General features: G+C 73.1%; 13 protein-coding genes. 3 read left to right on the forward strand and 10 right to left on the reverse strand.

Annotated elements, in window-relative coordinates:
- Positions 1-11: 11 nt before the first annotated feature.
- Positions 12-2,195: an alpha-N-acetylglucosaminidase gene (locus tag ABZ497_RS25470; RefSeq protein WP_359808497.1), complete on the forward strand. Its 2,184-nt coding sequence runs from the start codon at positions 12-14 to the stop codon at positions 2,193-2,195.
- A gap of 134 nt (positions 2,196-2,329) precedes the next feature.
- Here the strand turns inward: ABZ497_RS25470 and ABZ497_RS25475 are convergent, their stop codons facing one another.
- Positions 2,330-2,560, reverse strand: a complete 231-nt coding sequence (locus tag ABZ497_RS25475) for a hypothetical protein (RefSeq protein WP_359808499.1) — start codon at positions 2,558-2,560, stop codon at positions 2,330-2,332.
- A 760-nt stretch (positions 2,561-3,320) separates the two neighbouring features.
- Between ABZ497_RS25475 and rph the strand changes: the two genes are divergently transcribed.
- Positions 3,321-5,918, forward strand: a complete 2,598-nt coding sequence (gene rph / locus ABZ497_RS25480) for a rifamycin-inactivating phosphotransferase (protein ID WP_359808501.1) — start codon at positions 3,321-3,323, stop codon at positions 5,916-5,918.
- 84 nt (positions 5,919-6,002) lie between these two features.
- Here the strand turns inward: rph and ABZ497_RS25485 are convergent, their stop codons facing one another.
- Positions 6,003-7,226, reverse strand: a complete 1,224-nt coding sequence (locus ABZ497_RS25485; protein WP_359808503.1) for a saccharopine dehydrogenase NADP-binding domain-containing protein — start codon at positions 7,224-7,226, stop codon at positions 6,003-6,005.
- A 165-nt stretch (positions 7,227-7,391) separates the two neighbouring features.
- On the opposite strand from ABZ497_RS25485, the gene ABZ497_RS25490 reads away from it, so the two are divergent.
- Positions 7,392-8,651 (forward strand): pyroglutamyl peptidase, encoded by a 1,260-nt coding sequence (locus tag ABZ497_RS25490; RefSeq protein WP_359808505.1) that lies wholly within the window; start codon positions 7,392-7,394, stop codon positions 8,649-8,651.
- Positions 8,652-8,688: 37 nt separating this feature from the next.
- Here ABZ497_RS25490 and ABZ497_RS25495 read toward each other — a convergent pair whose 3' ends face one another.
- The 8 genes from ABZ497_RS25495 to ABZ497_RS25530 all read right to left on the reverse strand — a co-directional run bounded on the left by ABZ497_RS25495 (position 8,689) and on the right by ABZ497_RS25530 (position 18,736).
- A complete protein-coding gene (locus ABZ497_RS25495) occupies positions 8,689-9,456 on the reverse strand; it encodes an isocitrate lyase/phosphoenolpyruvate mutase family protein (protein WP_359808507.1) in 768 nt (255 codons plus the stop codon).
- Positions 9,453-10,070, reverse strand: a complete 618-nt coding sequence (locus tag ABZ497_RS25500; RefSeq protein ID WP_359808509.1) for a hypothetical protein — start codon at positions 10,068-10,070, stop codon at positions 9,453-9,455. Before ABZ497_RS25500 ends, ABZ497_RS25495 begins: the two co-directional genes overlap by 4 nt.
- 134 nt (positions 10,071-10,204) lie before the next feature.
- Positions 10,205-12,403, reverse strand: coding sequence for a transglycosylase domain-containing protein (locus ABZ497_RS25505; RefSeq protein WP_359808511.1), 2,199 nt, complete (start codon positions 12,401-12,403; stop codon positions 10,205-10,207).
- Positions 12,404-12,893: 490 nt separating this feature from the next.
- Positions 12,894-13,661, reverse strand: a complete 768-nt coding sequence (locus ABZ497_RS25510; RefSeq protein ID WP_352286669.1) for a 3-oxoacyl-ACP reductase — start codon at positions 13,659-13,661, stop codon at positions 12,894-12,896.
- A gap of 5 nt (positions 13,662-13,666) precedes the next feature.
- Positions 13,667-15,040, reverse strand: a complete 1,374-nt coding sequence (locus tag ABZ497_RS25515) for an aldehyde dehydrogenase family protein (protein WP_329485421.1) — start codon at positions 15,038-15,040, stop codon at positions 13,667-13,669.
- Positions 15,037-15,774 carry a gamma-glutamyl-gamma-aminobutyrate hydrolase family protein gene (locus ABZ497_RS25520; protein ID WP_359808513.1) on the reverse strand — a complete coding sequence of 246 codons (738 nt, stop codon included), beginning with the start codon at positions 15,772-15,774 and terminating at the stop codon, positions 15,037-15,039. Before ABZ497_RS25520 ends, ABZ497_RS25515 begins: the two co-directional genes overlap by 4 nt.
- Positions 15,775-15,932: 158 nt before the next feature.
- Positions 15,933-17,288, reverse strand: coding sequence for a glutamine synthetase family protein (locus ABZ497_RS25525; RefSeq protein WP_329485423.1), 1,356 nt, complete (start codon positions 17,286-17,288; stop codon positions 15,933-15,935).
- Positions 17,285-18,736 (reverse strand): amino acid permease, encoded by a 1,452-nt coding sequence (locus ABZ497_RS25530; RefSeq protein WP_359808569.1) that lies wholly within the window; start codon positions 18,734-18,736, stop codon positions 17,285-17,287. The genes ABZ497_RS25525 and ABZ497_RS25530 overlap by 4 nt, the downstream gene beginning before the upstream one ends.
- Between the last annotated feature and the right edge of the window lie 95 nt (positions 18,737-18,831).

Raw genomic sequence — 18,831 nt, forward strand, 5'->3', positions numbered from 1 at the left:
AGAGGTGGGCAATGCGCACGGGGGGGTGGGGGCGGGCGCGGGGGCGGGCGGGGCCGGGGGCGCCCGCGGGGCCCCCCGCCGCCGCGCCGGCGGGGCCGGCGTTCGATCCCGGTCCGGCGGCCGCCGCTCTGGCGCGTCTGCTGCCGGCGCAGCACGACCAGTTCACGCTGGTCCCGGTCGCCAAGGGGGCGGGCGGGGACTCGTTCTCGGTGTCCGGCACGGCAGGGGCCGTCACGGTGTCCGGGACGTCGCCGGCGAGTCTGCTGACCGGAGCCGGCTGGTACCTGGAGAACGTCGCCGACGTGGACATCGGCCTGCCGGGAGACTCGCTGGGCGCGCTGCCCGCCGTCCTGCCCGGCGTCGGCTCCCCGGTCGGCCGCACCGCCGTCGTCCCGCACCGCTACGCGCTCAACGACACCGACGCCGGCTACTCGGGCGCCTACCGGGACTTCGCCGCGTACCAGCACGAGGCGGACGTCCTGGCGCTCCACGGCTTCAACGAGGTGTTCGTCCAGACCGGCGCCGAACTCCCCTACTACCAGGCGCTCCAGGGCTTCGGCTACAGCGCCGCCGAGCTGCGGTCGTGGATCCCGGCCCCCGCGCACCAGAGCTGGTGGCTGCTGCAGAACCTGAGCGGGGTCGGCGGGCCGGAGTCCGAGCGGCTGCTCACCGCCCGGGCGGCCCTGGGCCGACGGATCGCGGACCACCTCCGCGGTCTGGGGATGACACCGGTGCTGCCCGGCTTCTTCGGCACCGTTCCCCCCGGCTTCGCGGCGAGGAACGCCGACGCCAGGGTGGTACCGCAGGGCACCTGGGTGGGGCTCGACCGTCCCGACTGGCTCGACCCGACGAGCGCGGCCTTCCCGAGACTCGCGGCCGCCTACTACCGCGCTCAGCGCGAGGCGTTCGGCGACAGCGCGATGTACAAGATGGACCTGCTGCACGAGGGCGGCACCGCGGGGCCGGTGGACGTGGGCGCCGCGGCCGGGGCCGTGCAGCGGGCCCTGCTGGCGGCGCACCCGCAGGCCACCTGGGCGATCCTGGGTTGGGAGAGCAACCCGTCGGGCGCCGTGCTGTCGGGGGTGGACCGCGGCCGGATGCTGATCCTGGACGGCCTGGCCGACCGCTACGACGGGCTCGACCGCGAGCCGCAGTGGCAGGGCGCCCCGTACGCCTTCGGGACGATCCCGAACTTCGGCGGCCACACCACGCCGGGAGCGAACTCGGCCGTGTGGGTGCGGCGGTTCCAGCAGTGGCGGACCAAGCCGGGCAGCGCACTGCAGGGCATCGCGTACCTGCCGGAGGCGGTGGGGACGGATCCTGCGGCGTTCGAGCTGTTCGGCCGGCTCGCCTGGGAGCCCGCCGGGATCGATCAGGCCGCGTGGTTCGCCGCCTACGCGGCGCGCCGCTACGGCGCGGCCGACCCGCATGCGGCGGCGGCGTGGGAGGCCCTTCGGCAGGGCCCGTACAGCATGCCGTCCGGCCGGTGGAGCGAGGCGCAGGACAGCCTGTTCGCGGCGCGCCCGAGCCTGACCGTGGCGACCGCCGCGACGTGGAGCCCCCCGGCGATGCGCTACGACCCGGCACGGGTGCGCGCCGCGCTCGACGAACTGCTGCTGGTGTCACCGGCGTTGCGGTCCTGCGACGCGTACCGGTTCGACCTGGTGAACGTCGCCCGGCAGGCGCTGGACAACCGGGCGCGAGCGCTGCTGCCGCAGATCGCGAGCGCCTACCACGCGCGGAACCGGACGCTGTTCCGGTCGCTGGTGCGCGAGTGGGGGGCCGACCTCGCGCTGGTCGACCGCCTGTCCGGGACCGACGCGCGGTCCATGGTCGGGCCGTGGATCGCCGCCGCCCGCTCGTGGGGCGCCGACGCGGCGGAGCGCGACCGGCTGGAGTACGACGCGCGGTCGGTCCTGGCGAACTGGAGCGGCCGCGTCCCGAGCGACGTCCACGGGCTGCACGACTACGCGAACCGGGAGTGGGCGGGCCTGGTCGCCGGCCTCTACGCCCGGCGGTGGAGCTCCTACTTCTCGTCGCTGGACGAGGCTCTGACGAGCGGCGCGCCGCCGGCGGCGATCGACTGGTTCGCCATGGACGACGCATGGTCGGGGCAGACCGGGCCGCTTCCGACCTCCCCCTCGGGGGACCAGGTGGACCTGGCGCGGGAGGTCGCGAAGGCCCTGCCGGGCTGAACGGGGCGGTGAGCGCCACCCGTTTCACGCGGTTCCGACAACGGCCGGGCCCTACCGGTGACATGCCCCCTCGGCGGAGCGCGGGGCCGGCACCCTTCCGGGTACCGGCCCCGCAGGTCAATCCAGCCGGCGGATCAGTAGAACCAGACGGAGAGTCGGGCCGTGTTCGGGGCCGCGTCACAGAAGTAGGTGACCGCCTGGCCCGACGACACGTAGGCCTTGCCCGCGGTCTCGCACGCGGCAGCGCTCGGGTACATCCCGACGTAGGTGAAGCCGGTCGCCTGGGCGGCCGGGGCCGCCAGGAGCGCGCCACCGGCCAGAACGCCGGCCAGGGCCACGGAGGAGACCACTCTGCGAATCGCCATGATGGTGTAGTCCAATCTCGTAGAGGAACACCTGGAGGCCGCACCCTCGCTGTCTGAAGGGGAGCCTCCACCAGTCCCGGCACCTGCGGCAATGGGCCTCGGGAAGTTCGGCCGGAAGCCATCGGATCATGGAGCACCGCAAACCGGAACCGGCGCCGCCACCTGTGAAAACGCCTACACAACCCACCCGGGTCCGACGCGGCTCGGCCGAAAACAGCAGCACCGCTGGTGCGGACCCGGCACGTGCCCACCTCACGCACCACGCCGGGCGAACCACCCCACCCGCCCCACCCGCTCCACCTCCGGATCCGGCGGACGGCGGTGGGCCCGCACGTGCGAGAAGCTCGTCATTCCATCGCACGGGAATGGGCCCGGAAATGGCGAAGGCAAGGAGAGAACTCTCCTTGCCGTTATCAAGATATAGCGCAGCGGGGGGCTTGCCGCAAGGCCCCCGGCACGGTGCAGAATCGTCGGCCGAAGCCACCACCTGCGGAAATCGGGGTGCGCCGGCCGTGTGTCGCTGTCGACGCACGGCGGGCACGGTGGCGTCGAATCAGGGGCAGGACCAGTGGCGGGGCCAGCGGTGGAGTCGCCGGTGACCGGTGCGGATGCGTGGGGGTACGCCCCGGCCGACGCGCCGGCGGAACGGCCGGCGGGAATGAGGAACGTGCTCGACAGGAAGTTCGACGAAATCGCGGGCGCCGGTGATCCGACCGGCCGCCGCAGCGCAAGGGAAGACGGCTGCCCCGGAGGTACGGCAATGAATGAGCAGTACGTGCGGGATCTTCATGAGGTGGACGAGAGCCAGAGCGCGATCGTCGGCGGCAAGGGTGCGCACCTGGGCGCGCTCGCGCGGATCGAAGGCGTCCACGTGCCGGACGGCTTCTGCGTGACGACGGACGCCTTCCGGCGGATCATGGCGGAGGCTCCGTCGATCGACGGTCTGCTCGACCGACTCTCGCGCCTGGACCCGGACGACCGCGACGGGGTCCGCACCCTCAGCGCGCGGATTCGCCGGGCCGTCGAGGAGATCGCCCTCCCCCACGACCTCGCGGCGGAGATCACCGGCGCACTCGGCCGGTTCGGCGAGCGGGCCGCCTACGCCGTCCGCTCCAGCGCGACGGCGGAGGACCTGCCGACGGCCTCCTTCGCCGGCCAGCAGGACACCTATCTGAACGTCGTGGGGCCGGCGGCGGTCCTCCGGCACGTCAGCCTGTGCTGGGCCTCGCTGTTCACCGAGCGGGCGGTGGTCTACCGCCGGCGCAACGGCATCGACGACCGTACGGTCCGGATGGCCGTGGTCGTGCAGCGGATGGTCCTCCCGGAGGCGGCCGGCATCCTGTTCACGGCCGACCCCGTCACGGGCGACCGGACGGTCGCCACCGTGGACGCCGGTTTCGGCCTCGGCGAGGCCCTGGTCTCCGGGCTGGTGAACCCGGACGTCTTCAAGGTGCGCGGCGACGAGGTCGTCGTCCGGACGATCGCCGCCAAGCAGCGCGCCCTGTACGCCCTGCCGGGCGGCGGCACGCGGGAGGTGGCGGTCGAGCCGCGGCGCCGCGAGCAGCCCGCGCTGACGGATGCGCAGGTCCTCCGGCTCGTGCGGCTCGGGCGGCGGATCGAGGCGCACTTCGGCACCCCGCAGGACATCGAGTGGTGCCTGGTCGACGACGGCTTCCGGATCGTGCAGAGCCGGCCGGTCACGACGCTGTTCCCCGTCCCCGAGCGCGGCGACCGGGAGAACCACGTCTACGTCTCCGTCGGTCACGGTCAGATGATGACCGACCCCATGAAGCCGCTGGGGTACTCCATGTGGCAGCTGACGGCCATGGTGGCGATGCACGAGGCCGGCGGCAGGCTGTTCGTGGACGTCACCCCGCGCCTCGCCTCGCCCACCGGCCGGGTCGCCCTCCTGGACCTCATCGGGAGGGGCGATCCGCTGGTCAGGGACGCGCTGGAGACCGTCCTGGACCGCGGTGACTTCGTCCCGACGGTCCCGGACGCGGCGCCCGTCGGCCCGCCGGCCGGTGGCGCGCCCACCCCGATCGCGACCGATCCGGCGATCGTCACCGGGCTGATCGAACGCAGCCGGGCGTCCGTCGCCGCTCTGGAGCGCGACATCCGGACGAAGACCGGTCCGGCGCTGTTCGACTTCCTGCTGGAGGCCTTCGAGGAGCACAAGCGGGTGCTCAGCGACCCGCTGAGCCTCCAGGCGATCATGGCGGGGATGGAGGCCACCTGGTGGCTCAACGACAAGCTGCGGGAGTGGCTGGGCGAGAAGAACGCGGCCGACACCCTGACGCTGTCCGCCCCCGGCAACGTCACGTCGGAGATGGGGCTGGCGCTGCTCGACGTCGCGGACGTGATCCGCCCGCACCCGGAGGTGGTGGCGTTCCTGCGGGGCGTCGGGGACGAGGACTTCCTGGACGACCTGGCGAAGCTCGCGGGCGGGACCGAGGCGCGGGACGCCATCGAGGCCTACCTCGACCGGTACGGCATGCGCTGCGTCGGCGAGATCGACATCACCAGGCCGCGGTGGCGCGAACGCCCCGACACGCTGGTGCCCGTGATCCTCGACCACGTCCGGAACTTCGAACCGGGCGCCGCCGCACGCCGCTTCGAGCAGGGGCGGCGGAAGGCCGAGCAGAAGGAACAGGACGTGCTCACCCGCCTGCGGGCCCTGCCGGAGGGGGACCTCAAGGCCGCCGAGACCAAGGCGATGATCGACCGGGTCCGCACCTTCATCGGGTACCGGGAGTACCCCAAGTACGGCATCATCAGCCGCTACGCCGTCTACAAGCAGGCCCTGCTCCGGGAGGCCGAACGCCTGGTGGAGGCCGGTGTGCTGACCGAGCGGGAGGACGCCTTCCACCTCACGTTCCAGGAACTCCACACCGTCGTGCGAACGCACCGGGTGGACGCCGGGCTCCTCCGGCGGCGCGAGGACGCGTTCCGCTCGTACCACGCGCTCACGCCGCCCCGGGTGCTCACCTCGGACGGTGAGGCCCTCACCGGGGCGTACCGGCGCGACGACGTGCCTGCCGGGGCCCTGGTCGGCGTACCGGTGTCCGCCGGGACGGTCGAGGGAAGGGCCCGTGTCGTCCTCGACATGGCGAAGGCCGATCTCGAAGCGGGCGACATCCTGGTCACGGCCTTCACGGACCCCAGCTGGTCGCCGGTGTTCGTCGGCATCGCGGGGCTGGTGACGGAGGTGGGCGGCCTGATGACCCACGGCGCGGTCATCGCCCGGGAGTACGGCCTGCCGGCCGTCGTCGGCGTCGAGCGGGCCACCCGGCTGATCCGGGACGGGCAGCGGATCCGCGTGCACGGGACCGACGGGTTCGTCGAGATCCTGTCCTGACCGACGCACCGGCCCGGCCCGGTCGGGGCGGGGCGGGCCGGGCCGGGCCGGGGCGTCGGGGCCCTGCCGTCGTGGTGCCCGGCGCTAACCCCGGCTCGGGGCGGTGGCCGGCGGAGCGTCCAGGACGGTGAAGCGCAGACCGGCCGCGGTCAGGCGGTCGATCAGCGCGCTGCCCATCGCCACCGCCGGGGTGACCTGGCCGGCGGTGGGCGGCAGTTCGTCGTAGGCGAGGCTGAGCGCCGACTCGGCGAGCATCTTGGCGGTCTCCGTGTAACCCGGGTCGCCCCCGGACACCTCGGTGAAGACCCGGTGCCCGGGGCCGGTCTCACCGACGAAGCGGACGGTGAACCAGGAGGCCGCGCGCTGCTCGGCGCTGGGCCCCGCGCCGGGCTTGCGCAGGCCGGTCAGCGCCCTTCGCAGCGGCGGCAGTTGGGCGGCGAGCGCCAGCAGGGCGAGTCCGGCGCCGCCGGCCAGCAGCACCGGAAGCCGCCGGACCGCCGCGTAGTGGCCGTAGCGGAAGACCGGGCCGTAGTCCGGCCGGGCGGCGGCCGAGCGGGCGACCACCAGCGGATCGATGGTGGGCATCGGCACCGCCCAGGCGCGGGCCTCGGCCGACCGCCGGACCGGGCCGGCCTTGGCGCTGATCCTGCGGCCGGCCGGATGGGGGTCGGCGGCGCGGCGCTCCCGCGCGGCCCGGGCGGCCGCGCGGGGGCGGGACATCACGGTCAGCGCGGAGGCGAAGGTGCCGCCGGAGAACGTCCCGCCGGCCCGGACGAAGCCCCGTACCGAGACCGCGGCGCCGTCGGGCAGGGCGCCGAGTTCGCGCATCCGCTCCAGGGTGAAGAGCACTCCCAGGTCGTGCGGCACCGAGTCGAAGCCGCAGGAGTGCACCAGCCGGGCACCGGTCTCGACGGCCCGGCGGTGGTGCAGCAGGTACATCCGGTCGACGAACTCGGGTTCGCCGGTGAGGTCGACGTAGTCGGTGCCGGCGTCCGCGCAGGCGGCCACCAGCGGCTCCCCGTGGCTGAGGTAGGGGCCGACGGTGGAGACCACCACCCGGGCCGCGGCCGCCACCTCCCGCAGCGAGCCGGGGTCGGTGGAGTCCGCGATGAGCAGCGGGAGGTCGGCGCAGCCCGGCTGCAGGGTGGCGAGGTGCGCGCGCAGCGCCTCCAGCTTGCCCCGGTTGCGGCCGGCCAGCGCCCAGCGGCAGCCGGCCGGCGCGTTCCGGGCCAGGTACTCGGCCGTCAGTGCGCCGGTGAAGCCGGAGGCACCGAACAGGACCAGGTCGTACGGGCGATCGGCGTCCATGAGCGTTCCCTACCGGCCGGTAATGACGGAGCGCCTCACGCTAGGGACCGGGGTACGACGGTGTCAACCGTCCACCCCGGGGCCCGGCGCCGCCGGCAGCGGCGGGGCAGGCCGCCCCGGGGCGATCTGGCGGAGCGTCAGCAAGCCGATGTAATGTCACACTTCATGACATGCACCCGCTATCTCCTGGCCGCGAGCCTCGTCGGCGCGCTCGCCCTCCCCCTGGTCCCGACCAGCGCGGCTGCCCAGGCCCAGCCCGCCTGTCGCACCGCCACCGCGCCCCCGGTCGACGCCGAACAGGCACGGCTGGCGGATCCGAGGGCGGCCGCCTTCACCGAGCGGGCCGGGCTCGGTGACTTCGTCGGGAGGTTCCCCGCCGCCCTGTGCTCCGCGCGGAACGCCGCCGAGGCCCGAGAACTCGTGGACGCCTGGGGCCGGGCGCTCTGGCGGGCGGCGGTGGACCGCGCCCAGGACCGGCGGCGCGGCGGCGACCTGCCCGCCCGGGACGACCGCCCGCTCTACTGGACGCGGCTGGCCATGACCGTCCGGCTCGCCCAGTGGCAGCCCGCCTTCCCCGTCGACACCGCCGACCTCCGCTCGCGGTTCGAGGACGCCTCCCGCGGGCTGCTGGACAACGAGTTCAGCGGGACGCCGGGCCTGCGCCGGGTGTTCGTCAGCGGCTTCGACCCCTTCGGCCTCGACGGCGAGCTCCGCCGCGCCAACCCCTCCGGCGCCGCCGCCCTGCGGCTGAACGGTCTGCGGATCACCCTGGCGGACGGCACCCGGGCCGAGATCCGGGCCGTACTGCTCCCCGTCCGCTACGCCGACTTCGACCACGGCATCGTCGAGCGCGCCTTCGGCCCGCGCCTCTCCCCCGGCCCGCGGTCCGCCGACCAGATCACCACCATCAGCCAGGGCTACCCCGGGCTGTTCACCGTGGAGGCCTGGGCCGGCCGCGCCCGCTCCGCCGACCCGTACCCGGACAACACCGGCACGCTCTCCGGCGGCACCCGGGAGCACCCGGTGACCGCCCCGGGCATGGGGCCCGGTGCCGAGTTCATCGCCACCACCCTGCCCGCCGCGGCCATGACCGCCGTGCAGCAGCCGTACCCCGTCCAGCTGAACACCGTGGTCACCGAGATCCCCGCCGGGGGCGACGCGCCGGTCGACCGCGAGGACGGCCCCACCCCGGGCTCCCGGGCCGTCGAGGGCGGGGGCGGCGGGTACCTGTCCAACGAGGTGGCCTACCGCTCCAACCGACTGCGGCTGGAACTCGCCCCGCGGCTGCCCGGCGGCCACCTCCACACCCCCGTGCTCACCGGCCTCCCCGAGCCCGCCGACCGGCTCACCGGCCCGGACCTGGAACGGAACGAGGCCGCGATCACCGACGAAGTCCTCGACATCCTCCGCCACGCCACGCCGTGACCTCCCCGGACCGCCGGGGTGTCCGGTCGGCCCCGGGCTAGCCGCTGAGCGCGTCGACCTCCGCGTAGCCGGGGATGCCGGCGGGCAGCTGTCCGCCGTCCCGGACGGCGACCGCCGTACCGACCGCGGCACCCAGGGCCGCACGGAACAGCAGGGAGCCGGTGCTGACCCGGCGCACGCCCAGCTCCGCCAGCCGGTCCAGGCCCAGCGCCGGCAGGTGCAGGACGTTCACCGGGACCGGCACCGCGGCCGTCACGGCGGCGATGTCCCCCTCGCGCGCTAGGCCGGGCACGAAGACGCCGTCCGCGCCCGCGTCCACGTACCGTCGCGCCCGGTCCAGCGTCGCGGGCACCGAGGCCTCCACCCCGAGCCAGTAGGTGTCCGTGCGGGCGTTGAGGAAGATCCCCGGCGCCCGGCGCTTCACCTCGCGGACCAGCGCCTCCTGCGCCGCGGGGTCGGCCAGGTGGTCGTCGCGGCCGTCCTCCAGGTTGACCCCGGCGACTCCCAGCTCGGCCAACTCGACTGCCAGGTCGCCCACTTCGGCCGGGTCCGTACTGAAGCCGGCCTCGATGTCGACGGTGACCGGACAGGGCAGCCGGACCAGCCGCCCGGCCAGTGCCACGGTCTCGTCCCGGGCCAGGCCCGCGGCGTCGGGAATGCCGTGGGCCGCGGCCACGCCGAGGCTGGTGGTGCCGAGGGCGGCGAACCCGGCGGCGGACAGCGCCGCGGCCGAGGCGAAGTCCCAGGCGTTGGGCAGCAGCAACGGCCGGTCCGCGTGGTGCAGGGCGTGGAAGGCGGTGGTCATCGGGCCGTCGCCTCCACCAGGCCGGCCGCGAGGGCGAGCGCGTGCGCACGGCCGGGGCAGGCGTGCGGGCCGGCGCCGAACGGTTCGTCCGCCAGGCCGACCTCCACGAGCGTGCCGTCCGGCGCCACCCGGCGGGTCAGGGGCACCGGCGGATCGGTGCGCCCCGCCACCGTGTGGGCCACCAGGGCCTTGGTCGCGTCGCAGGCCTGGACGAGCAGCCCGATCCGGTTGGCCGTGGCCTCGTCGGCGACGCCTCCGCACACCTCGACCAGCCGGGCGAGCGCCCGGTCCGCCTCCTCCGTGACCGCGGTGTGCGGCTGGTACGACGCCGCCACGACGGCGACGTCCCCGGCCACCGCCGGCGGCAGGCCGAGCGCCTCGGCGAGCACCTCGACCGGCCCGTCCCCCCGCTCGGCCGCCCGCAGCCGAAGAGCGTCCGGGTCGACGGACGCCAGCTCGGCCTCCGCGAGCGCACGTCTGCGGCGGTGGGCCGCGCCGCTGCTGAAGCGCGCGACGGACGACCTCAGCCAGGCGACGCCGCCCGGCGGGGAGTCGGGGACCGGTGGGACGAGGAACTCCGGGTCGGTCAGCACGGCGTGACTCAGCAAAGGCATGGCGCCAGGCTAACGGGCGCCTCCGACACCGCCCCTGAGCCGCCGGACTGCCGGGCCGCCCGGTTGTCCGGCAGCCCGGCGACGGGAGAACCACGGCGGGTGGTCGGGGCGCGCACCCCGACCAGCCGCGGGCGTCAGTGCTGCGGACCGGCCGGGGTGGTGGCCGGCGGAGCGGACGGCGGGGTCGAGCCGCTCGCGTTGGGGTCGGTCTTCGGCGCCGGGTCGGGGATGTCGGCCATCTTCAAGGACTTCTTCGGCTCCCCGCGAAGGGCCAGGTTCATCGCCAGCTGCCAGATCGGGCCGGGGCCGTCGGCACCGAACACCTCCGAGAAGTGCTTGCCACCGATGGTGATGTTGCGCATCTCGACACCGCCGGCCGGCCCGCCGAGCCAGACCGACGTGGCGAGCTGCGGGGTGTAACCGCTGAACCAGGCGGCCCGCTTCTTGTCCGAGGTGCCGGTCTTGCCGGCGATCTGCCGGTCGCCCTCCAGGTTGAGCGCCGATCCGGTGCCGTCCGCGGTCACGCCGTTGAGGATGGTGTTCAGCACCTGGGCCGTCGACTCGGAGAACGCCTGGCCGCAGTTGGCAGCCGGGACGGCGATGTCCTTGCCGTCCACGGTGGTGATCTTGTTGATCGCGGTCGGGGCGCAGTACTTGCCCCCGGCGGCGAAGGTCGCGTAGACGTTGGCCATGGTCAGCGGGCTCATCTCCTCCACGCCCAGCGCCATCGCCGGCACCTCGTCCAGGGGCTTGCCGCTGGCCCGGGTGGTGATGCCGAGCTTGTTCGCCATCTGCTTGACCGAGCAGAGGCCGATCTCCTGCTCCATCTGCACGAAGTAGGTGTTGATCGAGCGGGCCATCGCCTCCTTCAGCTGGTAGGGGCCCTTCTCACTGGCGGACTCGTTCGGCACCACGGTCTTGGGCTTGTCGGTGTTCTTCCAGGTGCCCGCACAGGTCTTCATCGTCGGGTACTCGAGCTTGTTCGGGGAGGAGTACTCGGTGACCGGCGACAGGCCCGCCTCCATCGCGGCGGCCGCGACGATCGGCTTGAAGGTCGACCCGGGCTGGAAGCCGTTGCCGCCGCCCATCGCCGCGTCGACGTTGAGGTTGACGACCGTCTGGTTCTTCTTCGCGTCCAGGCCGTAGGGGCGGGTCTGGGCCATCGCCAGGATCTTGCCGGTGCCCGGCTCCATCATCGTCGCGGCGGCCGACACCGAGTCGGTGACCTTCACTTTGGTGGTCACCGCGTTCTGGGCGGCGGCCTGCTTGTCCGGGTCCATGGTGGTGTAGACGTTGAGACCGCCCTGGTCCCAGAACTTCTTCCGCTCGGCGGCACTCGCGCCGAACGCCGGGTCCTGCTTCACCACGTGCCGGACGTAGTCGCAGAAGAAGCCCATGCCCGCCTGGGCGGTGATGCAGCCGTTCTGCGGCTCCCGGTACTGCAGACCCAGCGGCGCGGCCTTCGCCTCCTTGGCCTGGTCCGCGGTGAGGTGCTTGTTCTCGACCATCTTGTCGAGCACCACGTTCCGGCGCTTCACCGTGTTCTCCGGAAAGCGCACCGGGTCGTACAGCGAGGGGTTCTGCACCATGCCGGCCAGCGTGGCGGCCTCGGCGACGGTGAGGTCCTTGTTGCTCTTGCCGAAGTAGCGCTGCGAGGCCGCCTCCACCCCGTACGCGCCGTGACCGTAGAAGGTGATGTTCAGGTAGTTGGTGAGGATCTCGTCCTTCGTCATCTCCTCTTCCAGTTTGATGGCGACCTTCAGCTCCTGGATCTTGCGGCCCAGCGTCTTGCGCTGCGCCTCCAGGACGGCCGCCTGGTCCTCGCCGGCCTTCTCCACATTGACGTTCTTCACGTACTGCTGGGTCAGCGTCGAGGCACCCTGCGAGGCGGTGCCGCTCTCCGCGTTCTTGCCGGCCGCCCGCAGCACGCCCTTGAGGTCCACCGCGCCGTGCTCGTAGAACCGCGCGTCCTCGATGTCGACCTGCGCCTGGCGCATGAACGGGGACATCTGGTCGGCAGGAATGACGGTGCGGTCGCGCTCGTAGACCTTGGCGATCAGCCCGCCCTTGGCGTCGAAGATCTGCGTGGCCTGCGTCAGCGGCGGCGTCTTGAATTCGCCCGGAATGTCCTCGAAGCTCTCCGCCGTGCTCTTGGCGGTCAGCCCGAACGCGCCGACGGCGGGCAGCGCCACACCGGCCAACAGCGCACCGGACACCACGCTGACGCCCAGGAAGGTCCCACCGTGGCGGACCAGCCGCAGCGGCGAACTTCGCGCCGGCGGGTTCTCTCCGGCGTCGGACGCATTCCATATCGGGGGAAGTTGAGAAGCCATGCCGGAATGCTAGCGCCCATTTCTGACGCATCGAACGATCAGGCGAACAGTAATGTCCCGGCCGTGTCACAGATACCCGGAGTCCAGCCGTGAATTCCGCCGCGCATTTCTTCGGACGGCATGCGGGAAAAGGGCCTCCGGTGAATTCCCGAGAAGGCCCCGCCGATGAGGAGAACGCTGACAGGCCGCCGGTCCGGCGGCGACCGGGCGCCGGCACCCGCCCCGGGTCCGCGTGTCCGTGACTACACCTGAAGCACCCCTCCCCCTCACAGCACCCTGACACCAGGTAGATGCGGTGAGCGGGTCGAAAGGTTGCACGCACACCGGGTTTCCGCTTCACGGTGGCCGGAGCCTCACCTCGGTGTGTCCTCGCGGAGTGCCCACGCGAGATCGCCGCGACGTCGCCCCGGACGCCACGGCCAGTGATCGTCAAGCGGCCGGCCGGCGCATCCCGCGGTGCGCCGGCCGGTCCTGGTGGTGGGGGCGGGGACTACTGGGGGGTGACGTAGGCGCCGGAGATGCCGCCGTCGACGAGGAAGGTGTTGGCGGTCATGAAGGACGAGTCGTCGGAGGCCAGGAAGGCGACCGCCGCGGCGATCTCCTCCGGCTCGGCGAAGCGGCCGACGGGGATGTGGACGAGGCGGCGGGCGGCGCGCTCCGGGTCCTTGGCGAAGAGCTCCTGGAGCAGCGGGGTGTTGACCGGCCCCGGGCAGAGGGCGTTGACGCGGATGCCCTCGCGGGCGAACTGCACGCCCAGCTCGCGCGACATCGCCAGCACCCCGCCCTTGGAGGCGCTGTAGGAGATCTGCGAGGTGGCGGCGCCCATCACCGCCACGAAGGAGGCGGTGTTGATGATCGAGCCCTTGCCCTGGCGCTGCATGTGCGGGATCGCGTACTTGCAGCAGAGGTAGACGGAGGTCAGGTTGACCTCCTGGACGCGCTTCCAGGCGTCCAGGCCGGTGGTGAGGATCGAGTCGTCGTCCGGCGGGGAGATGCCCGCGTTGTTGAAGGCGATGTCGAGCCGCCCGTACTCGTCCACGGCCCGCTGGAAGAGGTCGCGGACGGCGTCCTCGTCGGTGACGTCGGCCTGGATGAAGAGGCCGCCGACCTCGTTGGCGGCCTTGGACCCGGTCTCCGGGTCGAGGTCCACGCAGACCACCTTGGCGCCCTCGGCGGCGAACCGCCGGGCGGTGGCCAGACCGATGCCGCTGCCCGCGCCGGTGATGACGGCCACCCGGCCGTCGAGTCGCTCGCTCATGCTGATCATTCCTCCGTGGAGATGAAGACGTTCTTGGTCTGGGTGAAGGCGGCGAGGGCGTCCGGGCCGAGCTCGCGGCCGAGCCCGGACTGCTTGAAGCCGCCGAAGGGCGTCGAGTAGCGCACCGAGGAGTGCGAGTTGACGGAGAGGTTGCCGGCCTCGACGCCGCGGGAGACCCGCAGTGCGCGGCCGACGTCCCTGGTCCAGATGGACCCGGAGAGGCCGTACTCGGTGGCGTTGGCGATCCGCAGCGCGTCCTCCTCGTCGCGGAACGGGACGACGGTGACGACCGGTCCGAAGATCTCCTCGGTGAACGCCGGGTCGTCGTGCCGGACGGGCGCCAGCACCGTCGGCGGGAACCAGAAGCCGGGGCCGTCCGGGGCGGTGCCCCGGAACGCGACCGCCGACTCGTCCCGGACGTAGGAGGCGACCCGGGCGTGGTGGGCGGCGGAGATCAGCGGGCCCATCTCGGTCTTCTCGTCGGCCGGGTCGCCGACCCGCACGGCCCGCACGGCCGGCTCCAGCAGCGCCATGAACTCGTCGTGGACGGAGGCCTCGACGAGGATCCGGGAGCGGGCGCAGCAGTCCTGGCCGGCGTTGTCGAAGACGGCGTAGGGGGCGGTGGCGGCGGCCTTGGCGAGGTCGGCGTCGGCGAACACGAGGTTGGCGCTCTTGCCGCCGAGTTCGAGGGTGACCGGCTTCACCTGGGCGGCGCAGCCCGCCATGATCTCCTTGCCGACCCGGGTCGAGCCGGTGAACACCACCTTGCGCACGTCCGGGTGGGTGACGAAGCGTGCGCCGACCACCGGGCCGCGGCCGGGCAGGATCTGCAGCACGCCCTCGGGGAGGCCGGCTTCGAGGGCGAGTTCGCCCAGCCGCAGGGCGGTGAGGGGGGTGAGTTCGGCGGGCTTGACGATGACGGTGTTGCCGGCGGCCAGCGCCGGGGCCAGGGCCCAGGCGGCGATCGGCATCGGGAAGTTCCAGGGCACGATGACGCCGACGACGCCGAGCGGTTCCTGGAAGGTGACGTCAAGGCCGCCGGCCACCGGGATCTGCCGGCCGAAGAGCCGTTCGGGGGCGGCGGCGTAGTACTCGATGACGTCGCGGGCGTTGCCGGCCTCCCAGCGGGCGTTGCCGATGGTGTGGCCGGCGTTGGCCACCTCCAGGGCGGCGAGGTGCTCCCGGTCGCCGTCGACGGCGGCGGCGAAGGCGCGCAGCAGCCGGGCCCGGTCGGCGGGGGCGACCCGGCGCCAGGTGTCGAAGGCGGCCCGGGCGCGGGCGACGGCGGCGTCGGTCTCGGCGAGGCCGGCCAGTTCGACGGTGCTGATCACCTCCTCGGTGGCGGGGTTGACCACCTGGTAGAGGTCGGGGTCGGTCATCGGGTCGTCTCCCTGGGGCGTGCGCGAGCGTGATCGGCGGGAAGGCGGCTCGCCTCGACGAGCGCGCGGAACAGGCGCGGGTCGTCCGGGTCCGTCTCGGGGTGCCACTGGACGCCCAGCGCGAAGCGGTGGCCGGGCAGTTCGAGTGCTTCGACCGTCCCGTCGTCGGCCCGGGCGGTGACGCGCAGCCCGTTTCCGGTGCGGTCGGTGGCCTGGTGGTGGTAGCAGTTGACCTCGGCGGCCGGTCCGAGGACGGCGGCCAGTCGGCTGCCCGCCTCGACGTCGACGCGGCGGCGGACGAACTCGGCCGGGACGATCTGGTGGCTCCGCTCGGGCAGGTGCTGCCGGAGGGTGCCGCCGAGGGCGACGTTCAGCAGCTGCATGCCGCGGCAGACGCCGAGCACCGGCAGGTCGCGGTCGAGGGCGCCGCGCAGCAGGGTCAGCTCCCAGTCGTCGCGGGCCTGGTGCGGTGGGCCGGTCCGCGGGTCGGCCTCGGCGGCGTAGCGGGCGGGGTCGATGTCGGGTCCGCCGGCCAGCACCAGGCCGTCCAGCGCGTCCAGCAGAGGGCCGGCGTCGCCGGGCTGCGGCGGTAGCAGCACGGGCGCGCCGCCCGCCGCGGCGACGGAGTCCACGTAGGTCTGCGGGACGAGGCTGGCGCGCTGGCGCCAGACGGACCAGGCGGCCTCGTCCTGGTAGCTGGTGATGCCGATCAGGGGGCGTCGGTCAGGGTTCACGGTCGCTCTCTGTGGTCACGGTCGCCGGGGGCGGGGTCGGTGTCGGTGTCGGGCTCGGTCGTCGGTGTCGGTGTCGGTCGCCCGGGGTCGGGTCGGTGTCGGGCGGGGCATCAGTGTCGGGCGGGGTCGTCGGTGTCGGTCGGGGTCGTCGGGCGCGGTCACAGCCGTTCGAAGCCGCGGCGGCGCTCCCAGTCGGTCACCGCCCGGTCGTAGGCGGCGAGTTCGACCCGGCCGGCGTGGGCGTAGTGGCGGACGACGTCCTTGCCGAAGGCCTCGCCCGCGGCGGCGCTCCGCTCGAAGGCGGTGACCGCGTCGCGCAGGTTGGCCGGTACCCGGGGGGCGTCGGAGGCGTAGGCGTTCCCGGTGAACTCCGGTTCGAGTTCGAGCTGTTGCTCGATGCCGTGCAGGCCGGCCGCGATCAGGGCGGCGACCGCGAGGTAGGGGTTGACGTCGCCGCCGGGGACGCGGTTCTCGAAGCGCAGCGAGGGGCCGTGGCCGACCACCCGCAGGGCGCAGGTGCGGTTGTCCCGTCCCCAGGCGATCGCGGTGGGCGCGAAGCTGCCGGGTACGTACCGCTTGTAGGAGTTGACGGTGGGGGCGAACAGCAGCGCGAAGTCCGCGAGGCAGGCGAGCTGTCCGGCCAGGAAGTGCTCCATGGTGCGGGAGAATCCGTTCGGCCGGTCCCCGGCGAACACCGGCGCGCCCTGTTCGTCGCGGAGGCTGAGGTGGATGTGGCAGGAATTGCCCTCGCGCTCGTCGTACTTGGCCATGAAGGTGAGGCTGTAGCCCTCCTGCGCGGCGATCTCCTTGGCGCCGGTCTTGTAGACGGAGTGGTCGTCGCAGGTGGTGAGGGCGTCGGCGTACTTGAAGGCGATCTCGTGCTGACCGAGGTTGCACTCGCCCTTCGCCGACTCCACGGTGAGGCCGGCGCCCGCCATGCCGTTGCGCAGCCTGCGCAGCAGGGGTTCGATCCGGCCGGTGCCGAGGACGGAGTAGTCCACGTTGTACTGGTTGGCCGGGGTGAGCTTGGTGTAGTCCTTGTCCCAGGCCTGTTCGTAGGTGTCCCGGAAGACGATGAACTCCAGCTCGGTGGCGGCCTGGGCCTGCCAGCCGTACCCGGCCAGCCGGTCCAGCTGGCGGCGCAGCACCTGGCGCGGGGAGACGGCGACGGGCGTGCCGTCGTGCTGGGTGATGTCGCACTGGACCATGACGGTGGCCGGGTGCCAGGGCACCGCGCGCAGGGTGGCGAGGTCGGGGCGCAGGGTGAGGTCGCCGTAGCCGCTCTCCCAGGAGGAGATGTCGTAGCCGTCCACGGTGTTCATGTCGATGTCGACGGCGAGCAGGTAGCCGCAGCCCTCGGCGGCGTTCGGGACGACGTCGGTCAGGAAGTAGCCGGCGGCGACGCGTTTGCCCTGGAGACGGCCCTGCATGTCGGTCATCGCGAGCACGACGGTGTCGACGGAGCCGTCGGCCACGCGGGCGCGCAGCTCGTCGAGGGTGAGCCTGCTGTTCAACGGATCTCCAGTTCGGCGTCTTCGGCGTCCGGTGCGGCGGGCCCCGGCGGGGTCTCGTGGATGCGGGGGCCGGTGAACCAGTGGCGGGCGGAGGCGAGCCACCAGAGGCCGGCGAAGCCGACCACCACGGTGACGGCGACGGGCGTGTAGTTGAAGCTCTCGGCGGTGATCGGGCTGACGGTGGGCAGCATGAACAGGACGGTGATCACGGCGGTCCAGCCGACCGCGACGGTGCCAATCACCCGGCTCCAGCGGCCCAGGTGCCACGGGCCGCGCGGGAACGCCTCGCCCTGGCGCAGCCGCAGGTAGACCGGGATGACGTAGGAGATGTACAGGCCGATGACCGAGATCGAGGTGACGGCGGTGTACGCGGTGGAGTTCCAGAGCGCGGGCAGGCCGAGCAGGAGCGCGCCACCGGCCGCCAGCCAGACCGCGTTGGTGGGGGTCTGGGTGCGCGGGTCGATGCGGTGCCAGAGGGCGGAGCCGGGCAGTGCGCCGTCACGCGAGAAGGCGTAGATCATGCGGGAGTTGGCGGTGACGGAGGCCATGCCGCAGAAGAACTGGGCGCCGATGACGATCAGCAGGAGCAGCTCGGCGCCGTTGGTGCCGATCGCGTCGATGAAGATCTGGGCCGGCGCCACCCCGGTGTCGCTGTGCAGCGCGCCGTCGTAGTCGCGGATGGCGAAGGTGATGCCGAGCAGCAGGATCCAGCCGGCCACCAGGGAGACGGTGATGGCGTTGACGATGCCGCGCGGGCCGGAGCGGGCCGCGTCCTGGGTCTCCTCGGTCATGTGCGCGGAGGCGTCGTAGCCGGTGAGGGTGTACTGGGCGAGGAGCAGACCGAGCATGGCCACGTAGAGCTGGTTGTGGAAGCCGGTGTTGTTGACGAACTCGGTGAGGACGAAGGACGCGGAGGCGTGCCGGTCCGGCACGAGGACGAGCACCCCGACGATGACGGCGACGCCCACCAGGTGCCACCAGACGGACAGGTTGTTGAGGAAGGCGACGAGCCGCACACCCCGGGTGTTGAGCAGGCCGTGCAGCACCAGGATGACGGCGAAGATCTCCACGGTGTGCGCGGGGCCGGCCGCGAAGCCGAACTGGAGGCTGAGGAAGGCGTTCGTGAAGAAGGCGGCGCCGTAGTCGACGCCGGCGGTGACCGCGACCTGGCCGAGGAAGTTGAACCAGCCGGTGAACCAGCTCCAGGCCGGGCCCCGGCTGCGGGCGAGTTTGGCGGACCAGTAGTAGAGGCCCCCGGCGGTCGGGTAGCTGGAGCAGATCTCGGCCATCGCCAGCCCGACGCAGAGCGTCAGCAGACCGACCACCGGCCAGCCCCAGATGATCATGGCGGGTCCGCCCGCGTTCATCCCCGTCCCGTACAGGGTGAGGCAGCCGGACAGGATCGAGACGATGGAGAAGGAGACGGCGAAGTTGGAGAATCCCGACATCGAGCGGGCGAGCTCCTGGGTGTAGCCCAGCTCGCGGAGGCGTTGTTCGTCGGCGGAAACGAGTGGTGCGCCGTCCGGAAACACCGGCGGGGCAG

It is taken from the genome of Kitasatospora sp. NPDC005751 (assembly GCF_040630835.1).
Classification (GTDB): Bacteria; Actinomycetota; Actinomycetes; order Streptomycetales; family Streptomycetaceae; genus Kitasatospora.